The sequence below is a fragment of the Ensifer sp. SSB1 genome (genome assembly GCF_016652895.1).
Classification (GTDB): domain Bacteria; phylum Pseudomonadota; class Alphaproteobacteria; order Rhizobiales; family Rhizobiaceae; genus Ensifer.
The window spans coordinates 18,094-41,103 of the sequence record NZ_JAEPRP010000008.1 but is presented as its reverse complement, the minus strand read 5'-3'; the positions used below and the strand labels follow the sequence as shown (position 1 = coordinate 41,103).

At 64.0% G+C, this 23,010-nt stretch carries 20 protein-coding genes; 12 read left to right on the top strand and 8 right to left on the bottom strand.

The features are described from left to right. Positions 1-4 precede the first annotated feature (4 nt). The 9 genes from ade to I8N66_RS03405 all read left to right on the top strand — a co-directional run bounded on the left by ade (position 5) and on the right by I8N66_RS03405 (position 11,332). Positions 5-1,801: an adenine deaminase gene (gene ade / locus I8N66_RS03445; RefSeq protein ID WP_291149699.1), complete on the top strand. Its 1,797-nt coding sequence runs from the start codon at positions 5-7 to the stop codon at positions 1,799-1,801. Positions 1,802-2,350: 549 nt separating this feature from the next. Further along, positions 2,351-4,027, top strand: a complete 1,677-nt coding sequence (locus I8N66_RS03440) for an EAL domain-containing protein (RefSeq protein WP_113539730.1) — start codon at positions 2,351-2,353, stop codon at positions 4,025-4,027. Positions 4,028-4,171: 144 nt separating this feature from the next. Further along, positions 4,172-4,690 carry a ubiquinone biosynthesis methyltransferase UbiE gene (locus tag I8N66_RS03435; RefSeq protein WP_223728474.1) on the top strand — a complete coding sequence of 173 codons (519 nt, stop codon included), beginning with the start codon at positions 4,172-4,174 and terminating at the stop codon, positions 4,688-4,690. Continuing rightward, positions 4,687-5,862 carry a class I SAM-dependent methyltransferase gene (locus I8N66_RS03430; protein WP_291149691.1) on the top strand — a complete coding sequence of 392 codons (1,176 nt, stop codon included), beginning with the start codon at positions 4,687-4,689 and terminating at the stop codon, positions 5,860-5,862. The genes I8N66_RS03435 and I8N66_RS03430 overlap by 4 nt, the downstream gene beginning before the upstream one ends. Beyond that, the gene (locus tag I8N66_RS03425; protein ID WP_113539733.1) at positions 5,859-8,219 is read left to right on the top strand and encodes a SpoIIE family protein phosphatase; all 2,361 of its coding nucleotides are present in this window, start codon (positions 5,859-5,861) and stop codon (positions 8,217-8,219) included. Before I8N66_RS03430 ends, I8N66_RS03425 begins: the two co-directional genes overlap by 4 nt. A gap of 4 nt (positions 8,220-8,223) precedes the next feature. Continuing rightward, positions 8,224-8,784, top strand: a complete 561-nt coding sequence (locus I8N66_RS03420; protein WP_291149688.1) for an ATP-binding protein — start codon at positions 8,224-8,226, stop codon at positions 8,782-8,784. A 13-nt stretch (positions 8,785-8,797) separates the two neighbouring features. Beyond that, the gene (locus I8N66_RS03415) at positions 8,798-9,139 is read left to right on the top strand and encodes an STAS domain-containing protein (RefSeq protein ID WP_291149687.1); all 342 of its coding nucleotides are present in this window, start codon (positions 8,798-8,800) and stop codon (positions 9,137-9,139) included. Between the two features lie 214 nt (positions 9,140-9,353). Next, positions 9,354-10,031 (top strand): FadR/GntR family transcriptional regulator, encoded by a 678-nt coding sequence (locus tag I8N66_RS03410; RefSeq protein WP_291149684.1) that lies wholly within the window; start codon positions 9,354-9,356, stop codon positions 10,029-10,031. Beyond that, positions 10,028-11,332 (top strand): CynX/NimT family MFS transporter, encoded by a 1,305-nt coding sequence (locus I8N66_RS03405; protein WP_291149681.1) that lies wholly within the window; start codon positions 10,028-10,030, stop codon positions 11,330-11,332. The genes I8N66_RS03410 and I8N66_RS03405 overlap by 4 nt, the downstream gene beginning before the upstream one ends. 94 nt (positions 11,333-11,426) lie before the next feature. Here I8N66_RS03405 and I8N66_RS03400 read toward each other — a convergent pair whose 3' ends face one another. Next, complete coding sequence (locus I8N66_RS03400; protein ID WP_291149678.1) at positions 11,427-12,641, bottom strand: MFS transporter; 1,215 nt, start codon at positions 12,639-12,641, stop codon at positions 11,427-11,429. Between the two features lie 323 nt (positions 12,642-12,964). Here I8N66_RS03400 and I8N66_RS03395 point away from each other — a divergent pair, with 323 nt between their 5' ends. Then, on the top strand, positions 12,965-14,185 hold the full coding sequence (locus I8N66_RS03395; RefSeq protein ID WP_291149675.1) for a helix-turn-helix domain-containing protein: 1,221 nt from the start codon (positions 12,965-12,967) through the stop codon (positions 14,183-14,185). Positions 14,186-14,195: 10 nt separating this feature from the next. After that, on the top strand, positions 14,196-14,840 hold the full coding sequence (locus I8N66_RS03390) for a PQQ-binding-like beta-propeller repeat protein (protein WP_113539861.1): 645 nt from the start codon (positions 14,196-14,198) through the stop codon (positions 14,838-14,840). Between the two features lie 8 nt (positions 14,841-14,848). Here I8N66_RS03390 and I8N66_RS03385 read toward each other — a convergent pair whose 3' ends face one another. Next, positions 14,849-16,042 (bottom strand): MFS transporter, encoded by a 1,194-nt coding sequence (locus I8N66_RS03385; RefSeq protein WP_291149670.1) that lies wholly within the window; start codon positions 16,040-16,042, stop codon positions 14,849-14,851. Positions 16,043-16,145: 103 nt separating this feature from the next. Here I8N66_RS03385 and I8N66_RS03380 point away from each other — a divergent pair, with 103 nt between their 5' ends. Next, positions 16,146-17,039: a LysR family transcriptional regulator gene (locus tag I8N66_RS03380; protein ID WP_291149668.1), complete on the top strand. Its 894-nt coding sequence runs from the start codon at positions 16,146-16,148 to the stop codon at positions 17,037-17,039. A 94-nt stretch (positions 17,040-17,133) separates the two neighbouring features. Here the strand turns inward: I8N66_RS03380 and I8N66_RS03375 are convergent, their stop codons facing one another. The 6 genes from I8N66_RS03375 to I8N66_RS03350 form a co-directional block, all read right to left on the bottom strand. Continuing rightward, complete coding sequence (locus I8N66_RS03375; RefSeq protein WP_291149665.1) at positions 17,134-17,964, bottom strand: alpha/beta hydrolase; 831 nt, start codon at positions 17,962-17,964, stop codon at positions 17,134-17,136. Positions 17,965-18,051: 87 nt separating this feature from the next. Next, on the bottom strand, positions 18,052-19,650 hold the full coding sequence (locus I8N66_RS03370) for an MFS transporter (protein WP_291149663.1): 1,599 nt from the start codon (positions 19,648-19,650) through the stop codon (positions 18,052-18,054). Beyond that, a complete protein-coding gene (locus I8N66_RS03365; RefSeq protein WP_291149661.1) occupies positions 19,647-20,105 on the bottom strand; it encodes a DoxX family protein in 459 nt (152 codons plus the stop codon). Before I8N66_RS03365 ends, I8N66_RS03370 begins: the two co-directional genes overlap by 4 nt. A gap of 50 nt (positions 20,106-20,155) precedes the next feature. Continuing rightward, complete coding sequence (locus tag I8N66_RS03360; RefSeq protein ID WP_291149659.1) at positions 20,156-20,371, bottom strand: hypothetical protein; 216 nt, start codon at positions 20,369-20,371, stop codon at positions 20,156-20,158. Positions 20,372-20,394: 23 nt separating this feature from the next. Further along, positions 20,395-22,377, bottom strand: a complete 1,983-nt coding sequence (locus I8N66_RS03355; RefSeq protein ID WP_291149811.1) for an amidohydrolase — start codon at positions 22,375-22,377, stop codon at positions 20,395-20,397. After that, the gene (locus tag I8N66_RS03350) at positions 22,377-22,670 is read right to left on the bottom strand and encodes a XapX domain-containing protein (RefSeq protein WP_113539745.1); all 294 of its coding nucleotides are present in this window, start codon (positions 22,668-22,670) and stop codon (positions 22,377-22,379) included. Before I8N66_RS03350 ends, I8N66_RS03355 begins: the two co-directional genes overlap by 1 nt. Positions 22,671-23,010 lie beyond the last annotated feature (340 nt).

The window sequence follows — 23,010 nt, the reverse complement described above, 5'->3', positions numbered from 1 at the left end:
TGTCATGCTTCAATCCTGGTCGAAGACCGCACCCGAACTGGTCGACGTCGCCATGGGCCGCAAGCCCGCCGATCTCGTGATCCGCAACGGCAAATGGGTCAATGTCTATTCCGGCGAGATCATCCCCGGAACCGATATCGCCGTCAAAGAGGGCCGCTTCGCCTATGTCGGGCCAGATGCGAGCCATACGATCGGCGAGGGCACCAAGGTGGTCGACGCCGCCGGCCGCTATCTCGTACCCGGCCTCTGCGACGCGCACATGCATGTGGAAAGCGGTCTCGTCACCGTCACCGAATTTGGCCGCGCGGTCATCCCGCACGGCACCACCACCATGTTCATCGACCCGCACGAGATCGCCAACGTGCTCGGCCTCGACGGCGTCCGGCTGATGAACGAGGAGGCCCAGAGCCTGCCGATCAACGTACTCGTCCAGGTGCCGAGCTGCGTGCCGAGCGCGCCGGGCCTTGAAACCGCCGGCGCCGAACTTTCCGCGCAGGATGTCGCGGAAGCGCTCGCTTGGCCGAACGTCATCGGCCTTGGCGAGATGATGAATTTCCCCGGCGTCGCCGGAAATGACCCGAAGATGATGGCCGAGATCGCCGCCACCCAGGATGCCCGGCTCACCGTCGGTGGGCACTATGCCTCGCCGCATCTCGGCCGCGAGTTCCACGCCTATGCCGCCGGCGGCCCGGCCGACGACCATGAAGGCACGACGGTCGACGACGCGATCGCCCGTGTACGCCAGGGCATGCGCGCCATGCTGCGCCTCGGCTCCGCCTGGTACGACGTTGCGGCACAGATCAAGGCCGTCACCGAATCCGGCCTCGACCCGCGCAACTTCCTGCTCTGCACCGACGACAGCCATTCCGGCACACTGGTTCACGACGGGCACATGAACCGCGTGGTCCGCCATGCGATCGCACAAGGTCTGAAGCCCGTCACCGCGATCCAGATGGCGACGCTCAACACCGCCCAGCACTTCGGCCTGGAGCGCGAAATCGGCTCCATCGCGCCGGGCCGGCGCGCAGACCTGATCGTGACCTCCGACCTTGCCGCATTGCCGATCGAAATGGTCTTTGCCCGTGGCGAACTGATGGCGGAGAATGGCGCGCTGGTGCGCGATATCCCAGCCTACGTCTATCCGGAAAGCGCCTGCAACACCGTACATCTCGGCCGGGTGCTGGCCGCGGCGGATTTCGACATCCCATCCAATGCGCGGGCGACACGCGCGCGGGTCAACGTGATCGGCGTCGTCGAGAACCAGGCGCCGACGCGGGCGCTTCAGGCCGAAGTCGCAATCGAGAACGGCCTCGTGCAGATGGACCGGGCCAACGACGTCTGCCAGATCGCACTCGTCGAGCGCCACCGCGGCACCGGCGACGTGGTCAACGCCTTCGTCTCCGGCTTCGGCTATGACAGCGATTGCGCCATGGCGAGCACGGTCGCGCATGACAGCCACCACATGATCGTCGTCGGCACGAACAAGGCGGACATGGCCAAGGCCGCCAACCGGCTGCACGAGGTCGGCGGCGGCATCGTCGTCATCAAGGAAGGCCGCGAACTGGCCCTGGTAGAGCTGCCCGTCGCCGGGCTGATGTCGGATCAGCGGGCAGAGGTCGTCGCCGAGAAGGCCGCTGCCATCGTCGAGGCCATGCGCGCCTGCGGCTGCCGGCTGAACAACGCCTATATGCAGCACTCGCTGCTGGCGCTCGTCGTCATCCCGGAACTCAGGATTTCCGACAAGGGCCTGATCGACGTGCGGACCTTCCAGAAGACCGACGTGATTCTGGGCACGCACTGATCACCGTTCAAGGGCCGGCCGCCTCAACCAGGCGGCCGATCCTTGAGCACGATGTGCCAAGGCGCCGTTATGAACCGGAGAGCGGCCGTCCAATCCCCCGATTTCTTCTTTTATGGTTAACCGGCACCGGAGGAAAACGGAACCCGCCGCTCGCCCGTCCAAATCAACCATTCGTCGAGGCCCGCGAGGTCGACCTAGCGCCGCAAACCGTGCTTCAGGCCGCTGTCCTGCAATGGGATTGCTGTATGGGCCAACCTTTGGCGCAGGATCGAACCGACACCAAATTGCATGCAATGATGGTAAATGATAAAAGAAGGAGCTCATATACAACCGTGCGGGGCAATGGCTGCCACGCCAAGCTCGCCATGTTTCGAAGCGAGGTTTCCACAGGCCATTATCAGCGTGCGGCAAGGGCATTGACCCGGATACGTCGCGCGATAGCTTTGGAGAAGGACGACCCACGCCGCAATGCCGCGCGTGGCGGTGTCCCCGGGAGCCGCGACCGCTGCTGTCCCCGGGCGAGTTCGGAACAGAAAGGGAAAGGCAAGTATGCCGGACACTGACGCAAACTTGTCTGCTTCAGCTTCAGTGCAAGATCCCGTCGCGGCCAACGCCGATGACATCCTCTCGTTCTACGACGAGGCGTTCCACCTGACCGGCGCGTCGCCGGCGCTCCAGGAGACCTACGAAGTCGGGACGCTGGTCGATGCAACCTTGTGGCACCTCTATCCCGAACTGCTGGCCCCTGCCTCAAAGGCGACGGTCGCGTCCGTGATCGCAAACGGCGTGCCCAGAAGCGTCGAAGTCATCGACGCCAACACCAAGTCCAAGCGCACGCTTCTGGTCTTCCGCGCCTTGCGCGGCATCGGCGTGCTCGAAACCAGCGGCCGCTCGACACGCCGCGAGGTCGGCAGCCATGGCGAGAGCGAACGGGCGCTGCTCCTGCACCAGGCAACGCACGATGTGCTGACGGGCCTGCCTAATCGCCGCCAATTCAGCGACGACCTGCAGAACATCCTGCCGACGCCCGGCGAAAAGCTGGCACTGATGCAGATCGACCTCGACGATTTCAAGCCGGTCAACGATACGCTCGGCCACGGCGCCGGCGACGCCGTGCTCAAGATGGCGGCCGAGCGCATTCGCGGCGCGCTCCGCGATGGCGAGGTGGCCTATCGCCTCGCCGGTGACGAATTCGCCGTCATCCAGCGCCACAGCGATCAGCCGACGGATGCCGAATATCTTGCAGAGGCCTTGATCCAGTCGTTCAATGAGCCGTTCACGATCGACGGCATCGCGGTTTTCGTCGGCGCCAGCATCGGCATTGCCATAGCTCCCAATGATGGCAACGAGATCGAGCAGTTGATGAAGGCGGCGGACATCGCCCTCTATGCCGCAAAGAAGGACGGACGGGGACGCGCAAAAACGTTCAGCCGCTCGATGCTGATCGTGCTGGAGCAGCGGGAAATGCTGCGTCGCAGCCTGCGCACCGCGCTGCAGGACAATCAGTTTTCCATCGAGTACCAGCCGCTCGTCGAACCGCCGTTCTCGATCGTCGGCTTCGAAGCGCTGGTGCGCTGGCACCATCCGCTGGTGGGTGTCATCCCACCCAACGTCTTCATTCCCATGGCGGAAGCCGACGGATTGATGAACGAGATCGGCCAATGGGTGCTGGAAGAGGCCTGCCGGCAGGCCGCCACCTGGCCGTCGCACTTCACCGTCGCCGTCAATCTGTCGCCGGCCGAATTCCTGCGGGAGGGACTGACCGACCGCATCGCCCAGGCGCTCGACATGGCGGGCCTCAGGGCTGATCGGCTCGAGTTGGAAGTTACGGAAACGGTCCTGCTTGAGCGCACCACCAACAATCTGGACACGCTGAATACGCTGAACGTGCTGGGCATCCAGATCTCGCTCGACGATTTCGGCACCTTCTACTCCTCACTCAGCTACCTCAAGAACTTCCCCTTCGACACAATCAAGATCGACCGATATTTCATCAAGGACCTCGAGAGCGACGAGAAGAGCCAGACAATCGTTCGATCGATCATCGGGCTTGCGCATGGCCTTGGCATGCGGGTCACCGCCGAAGGCGTGGAAACGATGGGACAGGCGGTCTGGCTGCGAAAAGAGGGATGCGACCGGCTGCAGGGCTATTTCCTGGGCATGCCCATGCCGGCTGAAGCGATCGGCGCCTATCTCCGCCGCTCGTCGGCAATGGCGACGCTCTAGCGGCATCCGTGCGTTGCGCGCCGTGAAACGCGGCGCAAAACCTGGGTTGTTCACGTGCAAGATCCGGGGGGTACCTGGTTACAAATCATTATAGAAACTGCGTTATGGCCGTGGCAGAGTTCGGGGTGCGGAGGACATTGCTGTATGGGTGCAACTGTCAATAAGACCACGGAGGCGGCTTTCGAGCCCCTGCTGCAGTTCGATATGGAGATGGAAGATTTCCTCTCGGACTGGCATCACTGCGACCATGTTTCGAGCTACCTTGCCCGCATGATCAGCCACAACAGAACCGATCCTGTGAGGCATTCGAACTTCTTCTCCTCCGCCTTGAACGAGCTTCTCGAAGTTTCGTTTCGCGGCGGTACCACCGACGGGAAGATTGGCCTGTCGATCTATCGCCAAGGCGCCACGGAACGGGTTCAGCTGAGCTTTCCATGCCCGCCGGCCCAGGTGCGCTTCTATCGCGAGGCGGTATCGAGAACCCGTGAGAGCGATGCCCAGGCCCGCTATCTCGACGCCATTTCCAACGATCTTGCCCCCAGCCGGGAATCGGTGCTTCTGGACCTCGCGGTCAACTATGACGCCCGCCTCCGGCTTGACGAGGATGCGGCGCCGGCAATCACCCTGATCGTGGACCTTCCTCTTGAAGGAATGGTGAGTTGATCGCGGCGGGCCTTACTCAGCGCTTCAAGGTCGACTTCGATCCGAACAGCCAGGTCTTCTCGCTCGCCGGGACGATCCGGCCGCGTTCGATCGATGAAATCGCCGAGAGCATTCACGCGCTGCGGGAAGCGATCGATGCGGTGCGCGGCGTTCTCTACATCGATGTGAAGCGCCTCATCCAGATGAACAACACGGCCTTCCAGGCCTTCATCCGGGTCGCCCTCGACGCCTGCCGGGAGCGGTCGGACCTGCGCCTGATCGTCGTCACTTCGAGCGTCGTCAGCTGGACGACGCGCATGTTCCGGCACCTGAGCACAATCGAGCCGCAGATCTCCGTCGAGGTCTATGATTCGATGTTCTATCCCGGCCAGGACTACTTCGAGGATACGAGCTTCATTCCAATCCTGCGCGCGCAGACGAAATTGACCTGGCGCCACGAACGAGACATCCTGCCGCGCCACGGCATGCGGCCGGGCATCGCCATGGCCGACATCTGCTGCGGCATCGGCGATTTCGCCGTGCTCGCGCAGAAGGAGTTCCTGCCGTCGCGGATCGTCGCCCTCGACCACTCGAAGCCGAGCCTCGCCTATGCCCGCAACGTGGCCGCCGAGTTCGGCGTGACGGGTATCGAATACACCTACGGCGACGCGTCGGAGATGCTGCTTGAGGACAACCAGTTCGACTTCGTGAGCTGCCGCCACTCGCTGCAGGTCTTCAATCAGCCGGAGCTGCTTCTCAAGGAACTCTATCGGATCGTGAAGCCGGGCGGCCGTGTCTACATCACCAACGAGAAGAACTCGCACTGCCTCGGCGAACCGCGGGCGCAAAGCATCCAATGGACCTACAATGAGCTCGCACGGCTATTGAGCAATTTCGAGATAGATGTGGAGTTCGGGCCGAAGAGCAGGCGCTATCTCGCCGACACGGGCTTCGACGACATCCTGGTCGAATCCTTTATGGTCACCAATCTGGACGGTGACCCACAGGATTTCGCCGATATCATCGCCGGCTGGGAGAAGATGTTTGCGGACATGGCGGTGAGGCACGGCGAAGCACCCGAATTCATCGAGCGGTTCCGCCAGGGCTTCCGGGATCACATCTTCGCTGCACTGCATCCAAAGGGTTATGCGGGCTGGCCGATCTGGGCAGCGTCCGGGCGCAAACCACTATGAACGCGAGCACTATCCAACGTCCCCGGTTCGGCTTGAGATCCTTCCGCGCCAAGTTCGTGCTGGTCGTCGGCAGCGCCGTGCTCTTTGACCTCCTGCTGACAGGCGGTCTGGCGCTCTGGAACGTTCAAAGGCTGTCGCGCGACGCGACAACCGAGGTCGGACAGGGCCTGCAAAAGGCCAACGAAGACTACATGCTCACCTACGCGGAATCGACGGCCGCGCGGGTTAATCTTTTGCTCGGCCAGGTTCACGCCGACGTCGCCACGCTCGCGGGCGTGCTCCAGGCGCAGATCGACCGCCCAGTGCGCCGCTCCGACGTCGGAGAGGCACTTGCCCGGCATGCACCGGAATCCGTGACCGTGGAATACGATTCCAAAGGTGGGTGGGCGCAGAACCTTCGGGGTCCGCTCTCGAGCGTCAGCGTTTGGAGCTATCTCCTGGGCCCCGACCACCGGCCACTTCCCGAGGTGCAGACCGACATCGAGAACAGCGCCGTTCTCGATCTGGTCGCGCCCGCCCTGCTTGCGCACGGCCGGTCCAAACTGCAGATGTACTACGTCGGGCCAAAGGAACGGCCGATCTTGCGGATGGCGCCCTATGCCGATCAGGCGCAGACGTTCGACCGTCTCTACCCCGGCCACAACGCGGCCAACTTCTGGAACTTCTTCTTCCCCGGCCTCTACGAGTCCTGGGAGGAATGGGCGAAGAATCCAAGCCTCAGGCCCGTTGCAGCCGATACCACACAGACGGCGCCTTACACCGATGCCGCCTCGGGCAAGCTGATCGTCAGTTTCTTCCAACCGCTCTGGACGCCTGACCGCAAGCGTGTCGCCGGAGCGACCGGAACCGACATCACCCTCGACCAACTGGCCGAGGTGGTCGAAAGCGTCAAGGTCGGCGACAGCGGCTTCGGGTTTCTGGCGATGTCCGACGGCAACGTGCTTGCCATCAATCCGGTCGGCGAAAAGGTGATCGGTCTGAGGCGGTCCAGCGACACGGGTGGACAGGGCGTTACCGGGTTGGAGCGTTCGCTGCGCCGCAGTGTGCAGCCCGCAATCGCAGAGCTGCCGCTTGGCACCGATGGCGCCATTCAGCGGGTGCTGCTCGACGAGGGCGGTGAGAAAGTCCCCTATCTCATGCTCCTGAAGCAGCTCGAGCCGGAGAACCTCTGGGTGTCCGGCCCTGTGCGCCGCGAGACCATGTCGATCGGCATCGTGGTGCCGGAGCGGGAGATCTATGCCTCGCTGTTTGCGGCACAGGCGAGTATCTCTGAAGCGACGAACCGCATCTTGATCTACCAGATCCTGGCGCTGCTCGCTTCGCTGCTGTTCGTCACGCTCGCCGTGTTCGGTATTTCCAAGCGGGTTACGCGTGGCATCAGCGCACTCGCCGAAGCGGCAACCAGCATCGAGGCGAAGGACTATTCCGTCCGGGTGCCCATCACGACGCGCGACGAAGTCGGTGAAGCCGGTATCGCGTTCAATCGAATGGCCGAGGAGATCAGCTACCACACCGAGAACCTCGAAAACCTGGTGACCGAACGCACCAAGCAGCTCGAGGACGCCAACCATCAGATTTCGACGCTGAATACCCAACTGCGCAGCGAGAACCTGCGCCTTGGCGCCGAACTCGCTGTCGCCAAGCAGATCCAGATGATGGTGCTGCCGAAGGCCGGTGAGCTCGCTGAAATCGCCGACCTCGAAATCGCTGCCTATATGCGCCCGGCCGACGAGGTGGGGGGCGACTACTACGACGTGCTGCGGGACGGCGAGCGGCTCAAGATCGGCATCGGCGACGTGACCGGTCATGGCCTTGAAAGCGGTGTGCTGATGCTGATGGTGCAGTCCGTCGCCCGTGCCTTGCAGGAAGCCGGCGACATGGACCCTGAAGTGTTCCTCAACCGGCTCAACCGCGCCATATACAAGAACATCGTGCGGACCAATACCGACAAGCATCTGTCGCTGGCCTTCCTCGATTACGACGCTGGCCGCCTGACGCTGTCGGGGCAGCACGAGGAACTGATTGTCGTGCGCAAGGGTGCGGAAATCGAACGGATCGACACGCTCGACCTCGGCCTGCCGATCGGGCTGGAATCGGACATTTCGCGCTTTGTTGCCACCCGCGAGATTTCCTTCGGCCGCGGCGACATGATCGTGCTGCACACGGACGGCGTGACCGAGGCGGCGAACGCCAAGGGCGAATTGTTTGGCATCGAGCGACTGTGCGAGAGTGCCGGGAAGTTTTACGGACAGAGCGCCGAGGACGTCAAATCGGGTATCATCGAGGACCTGATGGCGCATATCGGCAAGCAGAAGATTTACGACGACATCACGCTCGTCGTCATGAGACACAGGTGATCAGATGACCACGCTCTACGGACTGGCGGACCTGACGATCGGCGCCCACCAGAGGATGACGCGACTGCGCCTCTATGACGGCCCGCTCGACCTCAGTTGGAAGCATTGCGCGATGGCTTCGGATTTCGTGGCCGAGCTCGCGGCGCTACGCTATCGCGCCTCGCGCAATACCTATCGGGAAGTCCGGCACAACATCGGCTACCTGACCAACGAGCTGGTGGAGAACGCGGTGAAGTTCCGCGCCTCCGGTGTGGTTATTGTAGAAGCCGCTCTCGAAGCCAACAGCTTTCGCACGAAAGTCTCCAACGTCATCGACAACGAGACGGCTGCGCGCTTTCAGGACCTGCTTTCCGAGATCGCCGACGGCGACCCCGGAGACCTGCTCATCGAGCGTATCGAAGCCAATGCAAACGGGCTCGGCAAGAGCGGCTCGGGGCTTGGTCTTTTGACGCTGATGAGCGATTATGGCGTTCGTTTCGCTTGGGTTTTTGGTGCCCAGGGAGACGACGGAGAAACCTCGCTGGAGACCTATGCCTCCATTGCGGTCCCAGACCTCTCGAACTGATGAGCCGGTGAACATGGAAAATAAGGACGAAGAAGAGTATCGCGTTTGGTCCGAAGGCAACGATATCCATTTCGAAGGCACCATGCGGCTGTCAGGAACGGAAGCCTATGCCCCCATCTTCTCGACCGTCATGGGCGTGCTGGAGACCGAGCCTGAGCACATCACCATCGATCTCACGGAACTGCAGTTTCTGAACTCGTCCGGGATCAACTTGCTCGCCAAGCTGACGATCGAGGCGCGCAACCGCCCGAACGTGCAATTGACGGTGCGCGGGACCTCCGAAATCCCGTGGCAATCGAAATCTTTGCCAAACCTCAAGAAGCTGCACCCAGGCCTCGACCTCAGGCTCAACTGAGATAGCCGTTCGGCGGCATTGCGGCCCACGCAAGTCGATCCTTCACGTCAGTGCTCCCGGTCTCCGCCGGCAGCGCTGGCTGTTGCTTTTCCGAAATGACAGATCGCAGCGGAAGAACTCACCGCCGCTCGGCCTCGGCTGCGCCTTACCCTGATTGACTCGCGCATCAACTCGGCTTATCGGTAAAATCATCTGATGACTTGATGACCAGACGATGCAACCGATTAATCGCACCAATCTCGCTGAAAGCGCGGCTGAAAGCCTGCGGGCGGAAATCCTCAGCGGCCGCTGGGCCGTCGGCGAGCGGATACCTAATGAGACGGCGCTCACGGAACTGCTGGCGGTCAGCCGCGGCACCGTGCGTGAGGCCGTTCGAGTGCTAATCTCGAAGGGCCTGCTCGACGCCCGCCAAGGCTCTGGCACCTATGTCCGTTCCACCGTCGATGCCTCGGGCGCACTCGACCGGGTCAAACGCACAGGTCTTCGCGATCAGTGGGAAGCACGCGCGGCACTCGACGTCGAGGCGGCACGGCTGGCGGCGCTGCGCCATACGCCTGAAGACCTCGATCGCATGCTCAAGCTGCTTGGCGCCCGCGGCACCGTGACCGATGGTGGACGCGACGCCTTCGGTCAACGCGACATCGCCTTCCACAGATCGATCGTCGAGGCATCGGGCAACAGGGCGATCGTCGAGCTCTATGATTTCTTTACCTCGGCCATCCTCGAAACCATCCACTCGACCCTTCGCGGCGATCTGCCCGAGCCGGACGACCGGGCGCATGCGGCGATCGTCGAGGCGATTGCAACCAGTGATCCGGACAAGGCCGCAGCCTCCGTGCGGGCGTTCATGGCGCCCGTCCTCACTGAACTTGATCGGCTCTTGACCCAATGAACCAGACTTTTCGCGACCCTCACAAGGCCGAGACGGCCGAGCCACTCGACCTCGAAGACCAGCTGATCGACGCCGAGGCCGACAGCCTGCCGGCACCGCAACCGCCGGTCTTGAGCCGCCGTGCCCGCATCCTTCTCGGCGTGAGCCTCGTCCTGATCGCCTTCAACCTGCGGCCGCTGTTTTCGAGCCTCTCGGTGCTGCTGCCCGAGGTGATGCAGGCAACCGGCCTGTCAACCGCCGGCGCCAGCGTGCTTACCACCCTGCCGGTGGTCTGCCTCGGCATCTTCGCGCCCCTTGCACCAAAGCTCGCCCAACGCTTCGGCGCCGAGCGCACACTTCTGGGTGTGCTGTTGCTCCTGACGCTGGGCACCGGCCTGCGCGGCGTCCAGTCCGTGCCGTTGCTGTTCATCGCGACCTTCGCCGCCGGTGCGGCGATCGCGGTCGGCAACGTGCTTCTCCCCGGCCTCGTCAAGCGGGACTTCCCCGATCGGGCCGCGATGATGACGGGCCTCTACACCATGGCGCTCTGCGCGGGTGCTGCCAGCGCCGCCGGCCTGACGCTTTCGATCGAGCATCATGTGGTCGGATCCTGGTCCGGCGCGCTCGCCGCCTGGGCCGTGCCTGCCCTGATCGTGCTTTTGATCTGGGCGCCGCAGGCCTTGCGCGGCAAGGCGCAGGCGCGTCATACCGGCTTCCGCGTCGTCGGCCTCTGGCGCGATCGCCTCGCCTGGCAGGTAACGTTGTTCATGGGGCTGCAGTCGGCGCTCGCCTATTGCGTCTTCGGCTGGATGGCGCCGATCCTTCGCGAGCGCGGCCTCGATGCTGCAACCGCCGGCGCCGTCGTATCCGCGTCGATCATGATGCAGGTCGTCACCTGCTTGGCTGTGCCTTCCTTCGCCGTCCGACGGCGCGACCAGCGCGCCGTCTGCGTGGCGCTCGTCGCCGCCGCCGTCATCGCGCTGATCGGCATCCTTTTCGCGCCGCTTTCGACGGTGCTCGTCTGGGCCGTTCTTCAGGGAATCGGACAGGGCGGCCTGATCGCCGCAGCGATGACCCTCATCGTGCTGCGCTCGCCCGATTCCCATGTCGCCGCGCATCTTTCGGGCATGGCCCAGGGCGTCGGATACGTGCTCGCCGCCATCGGCCCATTGCTCGTCGGCTTCATCCGCAGCTGGACCGGCAGCTTTGCCGCGAGTTCCGTTCTCTTCATCGTCCTTGGCATCGGCGTGGCGATCATGGGAATGGGCGCCGGCCGGGCACTTCATGTCGGCGCAAGAACGGTGAAGATTGACGACCGCTAAGCCGGGAAAGCAGCTCGGATAAAAACGGACATCAATATGATCGGGCTCCACCTATCAGGCGGAGCCCGATCGATTGGTGCTTAGCGCGGTTGCGTCATGCCGCAGCTACCGCCTGCTGGTATCGCGGCGCGGGCCTGAAGGTGAGCGCGATCAGGAACGCGCCAAGGCCGATGCCCCAAGAGCCGATGTAAAGCCAGGTATAGCTCGCCAGCGCATCATAGATCAGGCCACCGGCAATCGGCCCTGTCGCCATGCCCAGGCTGCCGGCCATGGCCGTGCCGCCGATCACGGTCCCCATCATCCGCAAGGGGAAGTTCTCGCGAGCGAGCACGGCATAGAGCGGCATGACGCCGGCGTAGATGAAGCCGAACAGGGCGGCGACGGCGTAGAACGAGCCGAGCCCCGCGGCAAAGACATAGGCGAGCGCGCCAAAAGCCTGGGCGAGCAGCCCGAGAACGAGCACGCGCTTGGCCCCGAAGCGATCACCGAGCAGGCCGAAGACGACGCGTCCACCCATGCCGGCGAGCCCCTCGACGCTATAGATCGAGACAGCCGCCATCACCGGAATGCCGCAGGTGATGGCATAGCTCACCGTGTGGAAGATCGGCCCGGAATGGGTGGCGCAGCAAAAGAAGTTGGTGAGCAGCAGGATGATGAAGAGCGGCGATTTCAGCACCTGGCTCGTCGTCATCGACGACTGCGCCTCTTCCTCGGGAGAGGCCGCCGCAGCACCGCCGGCCAGTGCGGGTGCCTGGCGAACGAGAAGCGAGACCGGGATCATCACGACGGCGACGACGACGGCGATGATCTGCAGGGCCGTTCTCCAGTCGTAGGCCGAAACCAGCCAGGCCGCGAAGGGCGACATCGTCATCGGCGCCATGCCCATTCCGGCCGAAACGAGCGAGACCGCAAGGCTCCGATGCGTATCGAACCAGCCGGTGACGCAGGCCATCATCGGCGCGAAGATCGCCGCCGTCGCGATGCCGACGACAACGCCGAAGACGAACTGGAAGGCGATCAGCGAAGTCGCCCGGCTTGCCGCCATCAGACTGACGGCGAGAAGCACCGAGCCGATGAGCACGATCGGCCGCGCACCCCAGCGATCGGAGAGACTGCCCCAGGCGATACTGGCGAATGCCATTGCCAAGAAACCGATGGTCATGGCGCTGGAGACCCCGGTGACGGACCAGCCGGTGTCACGCGAGATCGGCAGCAGGAAAACCGGAAGCGAGAACATGGCGCCGATTGCCAGGCAGCCAAGCAGGCCGCCCGCCGCCACGATCACCCAACGATAAAACGAATTGCTCATTGCAATCTCCTTGGCGGCGCGCGGTCAGACGGCCGGCAGCGCCGATAACATGCAAACTGATCGCGCAGCAGGTCTGGATGTGCACAGCACCTCCTCTTGCTGGTTGTTGTAAGACGCAGGCGCCGGCGCAAAGCCGACATCGCATCTTGCAGAATTTCATAATTATTGCAGGTTCGCCGACGTCTCGCGGCACGCCGTCAACCGCTTCGGATCCAAGCCACTTGATTGTGCTTCCAAGGTCCTCTCTGTTGTCGCGTGCCGTTCAGGCAATAGATAGAGGCCGAAGCACTGTTGGGGGGAGTGACAAGTGTGACGGGATTTCGATGGATTCGCTGATTACCGCGGCAGGCCAGGCGCTGGCGGCTGGAGATCTTCTCGGCGTGCTGAAGCGTGTTGGCCTGCGCGACGACCCGCCGGCATTGGCACTGCGTGGCATCGCGATGGCTCAGCTCGGCGATCTCGTCCGCGCCAAGACGCTGTTGAAGGCGGCCGCGCGCGGTTTTGGCCCGAAGGAGGCTGTCGCCCGCGCGCGTTGTATCGTCGCCGAGGCGGAAATCGCCATCGTCTCGCGAGACCTCTCCTGGCCGATGAAGGCACTCGAAGCCGCCCGCGCCACGCTCGAAGCCCATGGCGACCACCTCAATGCCGCCCACGCCCGCAACCTCGGCGCCCGACGCCTGCTGCTGATCGGCCGTCTCGACGAAGCCGAACAGATGCTCGCCGATGTCGATCCGGGCCGGTTGACGCCGCCGGCGAGAGCCACACACGAGCTTGCGGTCGCCGGCATCGCCGTGCGGCGACTGCAGACCGCCTCCGCGGCCAGCGCCTTCGCCCGGGCAACCCAGGCGGCGCGCGCGACAGGGATTGCAGCACTGATTGCCGAGGTCGAAGGCGCGGCCCTCGTGCTGGAGATGCCGGCCGCCCGGCTTCTGGCCGGCGGAGACGCGCGCCTGCTGCGGCTTGAGGAAGTCGAAACCCTGTTTGCTTCCGACGCCCTCGTCATCGACGCCTGCCGGAACGTGGTCCGACGTGAAGCTGCCGCCGTTTCGCTTTCAACCCGACCGGTGCTCTTCGCGCTCGTGCGGGCACTCGGAGAGGCTTGGCCGGCCGACGTCTCGCGGCGCGCCTTGCTCGCCCGTGCCTTCGGGGCGAAACATGTCGACGACTCCCATCGGGCAAGACTGAGGGTCGAGATCGGTCGGCTTCGCGACGAACTCCGTGCTTTCGCGGATATCAGCGCGACCAGCGACGGTTTCCGGCTGGCTCCCCAAGGCAATCACGCAGTCATGGTGCTGGCACCGCCGGTCGATGAGCGGCATGCGGCCGTGCTCGCGCTGCTCGGCGACGGCGAGGCATGGTCGAGTTCCGCCCTCGCGATCGCGCTCGACGCCAGCCCCCGCACCGTACAACGGGCGCTCGAAGAGCTTTCCGCGGAAAAGAAGGTGTTTCCAGTCGGTCGCGGGCGCGCGCGACGCTGGGTGATCCCGCCGGTGCCGACATTCCCGACAGTCTTGTTACTCCCGGGCCCATTGCCAAGCGATTAGGATGGAGACCATGAAACGATCCGAAGCCGAAATCCTCCGCGAATATGGCCCCTTCCCCGGGGCCGACCAAGTGCACGGCGTCACCTTCGACGGTGAGAACATCTGGTTTGCCTCCGGCGACAAGATCAATGCGCTCAATCCCGAAAGCGGGACGCCGGTGCGCTCGATCGATGTCGCAGCCCATGCCGGCACTGCCTTCGACGGCAAGCATCTGTTCCAGATCGCCGAGGACCGCATCCAGAAGATCGATCCCTCCAGCGGCCGCGTACTGGCAACCATCCCCGCGCCCGGTGGGGGCGGCGATTCCGGCCTTGCCTGGGCGGAGGGTACCCTTTGGGTCGGGCAGCATCGGGGCCGGCGGATCCATCAGATCGATCCCGAGACCGGCGCTATCCTGCGCACCATCGAATCCAAGCGCGTCGTGACAGGCGTCACCTGGATCGACGGTGAGCTCTGGCACGGCACCTGGGAGGGCGACGACAGCGACTTGAGGCGTATCGACCCCGAAACGGGGTCTGTGCTTGAACGGATCGTGATGCCGCGGGGTTTCGGTGTCTCCGGACTGGAGTCCGATGGCGGTGACCGCTTCTTCTGCGGTGGTGGTACAAGCGGAACGATCCGGGCCGTCCGCCGGCCGAAGAAGCGCGCGCCCTAGCCTCGCCGTCAGCGCGAGATCGCCAGCCTGGCCGCTCGCCGAGCTAGCAGCATGGCAGCGAGCGCCAGACCCGCAAGCCCGAAACCGAGCACGCTGACACCGAACCAGCCCCCATAGCTCCAGGCGGCGAAGGACAGGGCCGAACCTGCCGATCCCCCAAGAAACATGCTGGTCATGAAGACGGTATTGATGCGGCTGCGCGCCGCCGGCTCGAGCGCATAGATGATATGCTGGTTGGCGATCAGCCCGACCTGGATGCCGATATCGAGCACGATGACGCCAATCACCAGTCCGGCGAGCGACGCCCAGACGCCAAGAATGACCCAGGCGGAGAGCGTCAACGCCGCCCCGACCCAGACGACGGACCGTGCGCCCCGTCGATCTGCCATCCTGCCGGCGATTGGCGCTGCAAAGACGCCGATCGCGCCGACAATGCCGAACAGGCCGGCAGCATCCGCGCCCAGATTGAAACGCGGTGTCGCGAGATAAAGTGCAAGCACGGTCCAGAATGCCGTGAAAGAGGCGAACAGCGCCGCCTGCACCACGGAAGCCAGACGGAGCGCGGGCTCGCGTCGCCAAAGCGTTACGAGCGAACCAAGGGCTTGGCGATAGGGCAAACGCAACGCGGACCGCAGATCCGGCAAGGTCCGGACCATCAAGAGCGAGGCGGCAAGGGCGAGAGGGACGCTTGCCCAGAACATCTCGCGCCAGCCGGCGTGGGCGCCAACGAAGCCGGAGATCGTGCGGCTGAGCAGGATGCCGGTCAAAACGCCGGCCATGACCGTACCGATCGCCGCACCCCGTTTGTTAGGCGTAGAGAGCATCGCAGCGATCGGGACGATCTGCTGCGCGACAGTGGCGCTGGCCCCCAGCAGCACTGAGGCGACGATCAGTAGGATGGATGACGGCGCCAAAGCCGCTGCAGCGGCCGCGATCGCAATCGCCAGGAACTGGCCGACGATCAGCCGCCGCCGCCGGACGATATCGCCGAGCGGCAGCAGAAGCAGCAGGCCCAGTGCGTAGCCAAGCTGCGTCGCCGTCGGCAGCAGGCCAATGGCCGGCTCACCGGGAAACTCGGCCTCGATGAGGCCGAGCAGCGGCTGATTGTAGTAGATGTTTGCGACAGCGATGCCGCTGGCGACGGCCATGGCATAGAGGCGGGCTCGGCCGAGGCCGGAATGCTCCGTTTCGTTGGTATCCATTTCACTTGCCCTTCTCATTGGGGAGATGGGCTTGATCTATCGTATCATCGATTTTCGCTGTAGTGTCGCCATTATTGATACCAGAATATCGGAACTCGATACAATGAACCTCGAAGAAGTCCTCGTCTTCACTGCAGCGGCAAGCGGCGGCAGTCTCGCCGAGGCCGCGCGACGGCTTGGCATCACACCCATGATCGCGACGCGGCGGCTCGCAGCCCTGGAGCAGACGCTTGGTGCCCGGCTGATGCATCGCACCACCCGCTCGCTGTCGCTGACACCGGAGGGGGAGACCTTTCTGCCCTATGCCCAGGCGCTTCTCGAAACCGAGCAGCAGGCGCGAACGCTGCTCAAGGGCGGCGATGAGGGGGCGACCGGGCTCCTGCGCGTTTCGGCGCCGGTTGCCTTTTCGACCAAACTGATTGCTCCGCTCATGCCCTCGTTGCTTGACCATCATCCCGGGCTCAAGGTCGCACTCGATATGAGCGACACCATGCCGGATCTGGTAGCGTCGGGCATCGATCTGGCGATCCGCATCGCACGCCTGAAGGACAGCAGCCTGATCGCCAAAAAACTGGCCGAAAACCCGCGCTCCCTCGTCGCTTCGCCATCCTATGTCGAGAAGCACGGGAGGCCACGGACCACGGGCGATCTCATCAACCATCAATGCCTGCCCTTGCACGGCGTCAATCATTGGACCTTTGTGAGCGCCGGGGACGAGACGCATGTACGATTGCAGAGCCGATTCTCGTCGACAAGCATCGAAGGATGCCACGCGGCGTGTCTCGCCGGCGCCGGCATCACCCTGCTCTCCGACTGGAACATTGCCGATGCGCTCGATGCAGGGCGGCTGATACGCATTCGCCTCGAAGACGCTGCACCCGAGACATTGGCGATCTGGGCCGTGTACCCGACGACGAAACTGGTTGCGCCCAAGGTGCGCGTCTTCATCGACCTGTTGGTGGCAGCCCTTGGCAAGACCGCCAAGGCAAGGGCCTGAATGATAAAACCCGCACCGCTCAACACGGTGCGGGCGTCAAGATCTGTCCCGGCACGGTCCGCGGTGCCGGGACGCTACGGATCATGCCAGCCTTTTAGGCCTTGATGAAGGCAAGCAGGTCAGGATTGATGACGTCGGCATGGGTCGTCAGCATGCCGTGGGCGTAACCCTCATAGACCTTGAGCGAACCGTTCTTCAGCAGCTTGACGGCAAGCCGCGCACTGTCGTCGATCGGCACGATCTGGTCGTCATCGCCATGCATGACCAGCGTGGGGATGTCGATCGCCTTGAGGTCTTCGGTGAAATCGGTTTCCGAGAAGGCCTTGATGCCCTCGTAATGGGCCTTGGCACTGCCCATCATGCCCTGGCGCCACCAGTTGCGGATCACGCCTTCGGATGCCTCGGCACCCGGCCGGTTGTAGCCGTAGAAAGGGCCGGCCGGAACGTCGAGGAAAAACTGCGCCCGGTTGGCGGCCAGCGCCGAACGGAAGCCGTCGAACACCTCGATCGGCAGGCCGCCCGGGTTGCTCGCGGTCTTGACCATGATCGGCGGCACGGCGCCGACGATGATCAGCTTGGCGACCCTGCCGCCGCCGTGGCGCGCCACATAGGCAACCGCTTCACCGCCTCCGGTGGAGTGGCCGATATGGATCGCATCGCTCAGACCGAGCTTGTTGGTCAGCGCCGCAACATCCTTGGCGTAATGCGCGATATCGTGACCTTCGCTCACCTGCGTCGAGCGGCCGTGGCCACGGCGGTCATGGGCAATGACGCGAAAGCCCTTGTTGACGAAATAGAGCATCTGCGCGTCCCAATCGTCTGCCGACAACGGCCAGCCGTGGTGAAAGACGATTGGCTGGCCCGAGCCCCAATCCTTGTAGAAGATATCGACGCCATCATCAGTCCTGACGTAGCTCTCGGTCATCGGAGCGGTTCCTTTGTTAGGGTTCTAGGGTGGTATGCCTGGCACGCTCCACAGCGCCTGCACTGGCGCCGGGGAACGCAACTCGCTTCAACCGAGGTGAGGTCGGTTGATCGTGAGAAGGTGGTGTACGACCGGCACCGCCGGTCCTTTATGAAAGCGACGAACGTCTTCCTGGACATCCGCATCGGCCTTGGAGACGCGCTTGTGCTGGCGCAGATGTTCGGCCCAGGACTCGACCATGAACCACTCCACCATGCGGCCGGGATCAGCCGCGTCCTCGGTCACGCCCCAGCCATAGGCGCCGTCGCGGCGGCGCTCGCGCGACAGGTGGGCAAGCGCCTGCAGAAACTCGGAGCGATCCGCCTTGTCGATCGCATACTCGATCAGCACGAGCACGGGGCCGCGGTCGTGTTCGACCGGCTCGCTGGTCAGCGGCTCCGGCCAGTGGTTCGAGGGGACGAGGTCCGCCTCGCCCTTAGGCAGTTTCATGGCGTGGAAAACGAACCCTACACAAAGAAGGCCGATGGCCGCCACCGCGAGCGCGAAGGGTACGCCGATCGCCTCGGCGATGGCGCCCCAGGCCAGGCTGCCGCCGGTCATGGCTCCGTTGAAGACCGTGAGATAGACGGCGAGTGTGCGCCCTCGCACCCAGTTGGGAAGGATGGCTTGTGCGGTGCTGTTCAGCGTCGTCAGCGCCGTGATCCAGGCGGCACCGCAAACCAGCAATGCGACAACCGCTACCCATTGCTCCGGCGCGAACGAGAGTACACCCATCACCGCGGCCGTGAGCACCGCCGACATCAGCAGCAGCCCGTCCGCATCCATCCGGGCACGCAGGCGCGGCATCACCAGCGCGCCACCGATTGCACCCGCGCCGACGGCACCGAGCAGGATGCCGTAGAAGCTGGCGCCACCGCCGAGAAGCTGGCGGGCGACCAGCGGCAGCAGCGCCCAGATCGCACTCGAAAAGGCGAAGAATACGGCTGCACGCAGCAGGACCACGTGCAACTCGTGGCTGGCGCGCGCGTAGCGCAAGCCCGCCCGGAAGGCGCCGAAGAAGCGCTCGGCAAGGACATCATCGTCCGATACGCCCCGCCGCCACCAGAGAAGCGCAGCGATGACGAAGACATAGCTGATGACATCGACGCCGTAGGTGACGGCTGCGCCGAACCAGGCAAGCAGCAGGCCGCCGAGCGCCGGTCCGATCGCGCGGGCGATGTTGATGCCGAGCGAGTTCAGCGCCACTGCGCCCTTGACGTCCTGCCGCGAAACGAGTTCCGGCACGATCGCCTGCCAGGTGGGGGCGACGAGGGCAGCCCCTATGCCGCCAACGAAGGTCAGAGCGATCAGCGAGCTCACGGACTGAAGGCCCGTGGCGGAGAGAAACAGCAGGCAGAGACTTGCGGATGCAAGCAGGAACTGAACGGCGATCAGGAACTTGCGCCGGTCGAGAATATCCGAGAGCACCCCTGCAGGAATGGCGAGCAGGAAGATCGGCAGCGTCGCCGCCGCCTGAACCATGGAAACGGCGGCCGGGGTCGCCGACAGGTCGGTGACAAGCCAGGAGCTCGCGACATCACGGATAAAGCTGCCGGTATTGCCGATGATCGTCGCGACCCACAAGACCGCAAAAACCTTCTGCCGCAACGGCGCAAACGTGCCTGCGCCGTCCTTCGCTGCCGTCATTGCGAAGCCCTCCCTGCGGATGCCCGTTCGCGCAGATCGTAGCAGGCGACGAGCAGGAAGGCACCGGCTAGGCCGATATGCTCGAAGAAACCGTTCGTCGCCATCGCACGGTCCATGCCCGGCGGCAGCTCCCAGAAACGGAAAGCGAGGAAGGTTGCGGCGAGCGTGAAGGCAGCGAGCGCGATTGCCGCCGCCCAGCGATAGAACCCGGTGAGAATGAGGGCCGACATCAGAAACTCGAAGACGATCACCCCGACGGCAAAGAGCGGCGCCGGATGCAGGCCGAAGTGATCCATCTCTGCCAGCGCGCCCGGAAAGTCGAATATCTTCGTCAGCGGTCCCTGGATGTAGGCCGAGCATAGCGCCAGCACGCCGATGAATACGATGCGGCTGCCGGCAAGGCCCGGCCGAAGGCGGTCGGCGAGATGGCTTTCGAGAGAGGACAGGCTCAGCATTTTGTTTCCTCGTCAGGCGGTCTTCGGCTTAAGGGGCGGCGAAACCGCCCTCATCGGGATTTCGGCCATTTCAAAGCGGGGATCGCGCTCTGGGATATGCCTTGGTAGTAGGCGCCGTGCCTCGCCGGCGGATGGTTCACCACGACTTTCGCCCAAGGGTGCCGGACGCCGTCGGTCGACGAGGCCGAGGCCCGTTCCGGTCCAAGCGACGCGTTGATCAGGATTGCGGCCGCGGCCATCGCCACGGCGCCGGCGATCGTGCGCATGGTGCGTCTCCCTTCCTTCATCGTCACACGGCCCAGCAGGAGCAGCCGAGCGCCCCGAAGAAGCCCTTGAGATCGCCGATCGGCAGCTTTGACGTCCAGGCGCCGGCATGGTCGTGACCATGGACGCCGCAGTTGCTGGCGCAGCCGCATGACGTGATGGCCGTGCGCCGCAGCGAGTTCTTGCCCGCACCGTCGGGCTCGCCCCAGGCGGCATAGCCGCCGAAGGCCCGCACCGGCGACCAGTCGGGCATCGCCGGCGGCACCTCGTTCTCGTCGTGGGCGGCGAAATCTCCCGCCGCATAGACGATCTTGCCGCCGACCATGGTCAGGTCCGAGGTCAGGAACGAGATCTCGTCCTCGGCGCAGTTGAAGTAGTCCTTGTTGGGCACGATCAGATCGGCGAACTGCCCCTTCTCGATGCGCCCCTTCCTGCCCTCCTCGTTGGAGAACCACTGCACCTTCTCGGTCCACATCCGAAGCGCCGTCTCCCGGTCGAGGCAGTTGGCCCGCGGATAGAGCTGCAGGCCGCCGACCGTCTTGCCGGTCACCATCCAGGACAGCGAGACCCAAGGGTTGTAGGAGGCGACGCGGGTCGCATCGGTACCGGCGGAAACCTTCACGCCCTTTTCCAGCATCTTGGCCACCGGCGGGGTCGCTTCGGCTGCCCCGTGGCCATAGCGCTCGACGAAGTATTCGCCCTGATAGGCCATGCGATGCTGAACGGCGATGCCGCCGCCCAGCGCCGCGATCCGGTCGATCGACCGGTCGGAGATCGTCTCGGCGTGGTCGAAGAACCAGTTGATGCCGGTGAGCGGGATATCCTGGTTGACCTTCTCGAAGACGTCGAGCGCGCGGCTGATCGTTTCGTCATAGGTCGCATGCAGGCGCCAGGGCCAGCGGTTCTCGGCAAGGATCCGCACCACTTCTTCGAGTTCGCCCTCCATCTCCGGCGGCATGTCTGGGCGCGGCTCGCGGAAGTCCTCGAAATCGGCTGCCGAGAACACCAGCATCTCGCCGGCGCCGTTGTGGCGGAAGTAGTCGCTGCCCTGCTTGTATTTGACCGAGGAGGTCCACTTGAGGAAGTCGTCCTTTTCCTCCTTCGGCTTCTGGGTGAAGAGGTTGTAGGCGAGCCGGACAGTCATCTGACCTTCGTCGGCGAGCTTCTGGATGACGGCATAGTCGTCCGGATAGTTCTGGAAGCCGCCGCCGGCATCGATGACGCTGGTGACCCCCAAGCGGTTGAGTTCGCGCATGAAATGGCGCGTCGAGTTGAGCTGATAGTCGAAGGGCAGTTTCGGCCCCTTGGCGAGCGTCGAATAGAGGATGCCGGCATTGGGCTTGGCCAAAAGCAGGCCGGTCGGGTTGCCATTGGCATCCCGGGTGATCTCGCCGCCCGGCGGGTTCGGCGTGTCCCTGGTATAGCCGACCGCCCGGAGTGCTGCGGCATTGAGCAGTGCCCGGTCGTAGAGATGCAGCAGGAACACCGGCGTATCCGGCGCCACCGCATTGATCTCGTCGATCGTCGGCAGGCGTTTTTCCGCAAACTGGTGCTCGGTGAAGCCGCCGACGACCCGCACCCATTGCGGCGCCGGCGTGATCGCCACCTGCCGCTTCAGCATCGCCATGGCATCGGCCAGCGAACGCACGCCGTCCCAGCGCAGCTCCATGTTGTAGTTCAGACCGCCGCGCACGACGTGGGTATGATTGTCGTTGAGACCCGGCAGGACGCGCTTGCCCTTGAGGTCGATCACTCGGGTGCCCGGGCCTGAAAGCGCCATGATCGTCCGGTCGTCGCCGACCGCAAGAATGAGGCCGTCGGCGATGGCAATGGCGGTGGCCATCGGATTGGCGCGATCGAGCGTCGTGACAAGGCCGTTGTGGAGAATGAGGTCAGGCGTCATCGTGGTGTCTCCGGACTGTTGGGCGCCGGCGGTGCGGGCCGACGAAAAGAGAGCAGGCAGGGCAAGCGATGAGGCTGCGCCGAGGAACGTGCGTCGGGTGGGCATCATCCGGCCCTTTCGTCGTTGACGGCTGCGTCCTTCGCCGTGCCGGCACTGGCCTGCCCGCCCCCAGGGAGATGGCCGAACATGTGCGGCATGCACTGCATGTTGAACCAGCTGAGATTGACCGGTTCGCCCGATAGGGCGCGCTTGACCAACGGGACCGATTGCTCCCCGATGAGGATGCCGAGCAATCCGACGAGCGCAATGACAGGCGGCGCCGGCGAGCGGACGTTCAAGAGGGAATAGATGACGCCGACAAGCAGCCCGGCTCCGAGCGAGAGAAGATACATCTTCATCGCCAACTCCTTCGCGAATGACAGTGTCGCCCCGGCCGCATCGTTGTGGTCAGAGCGTTAATCTAGAGCGCAGAAGCGTTCTGTCAGTGGCCTTCGGACGCGCCGAACATCGACTTGGCATAGATGATGCCGAGGCCATCCCTAGGCGAGACGAGGAGTTTGCCGGGGGTCGCTGTCGCGGACATGGTCCAGACCTCTTTCTGTTGAAACTGACTCCGACTGGAGAAGCCCAACTATGCCGCCGACGGCGCTCTCGTTCTTGTCGCCAAAGATGGATTTTTGAAAATTACGCTCGCCTTGCCGCGGCGGCGCGCGTGTATATTCAGTGGGTTACGACTGC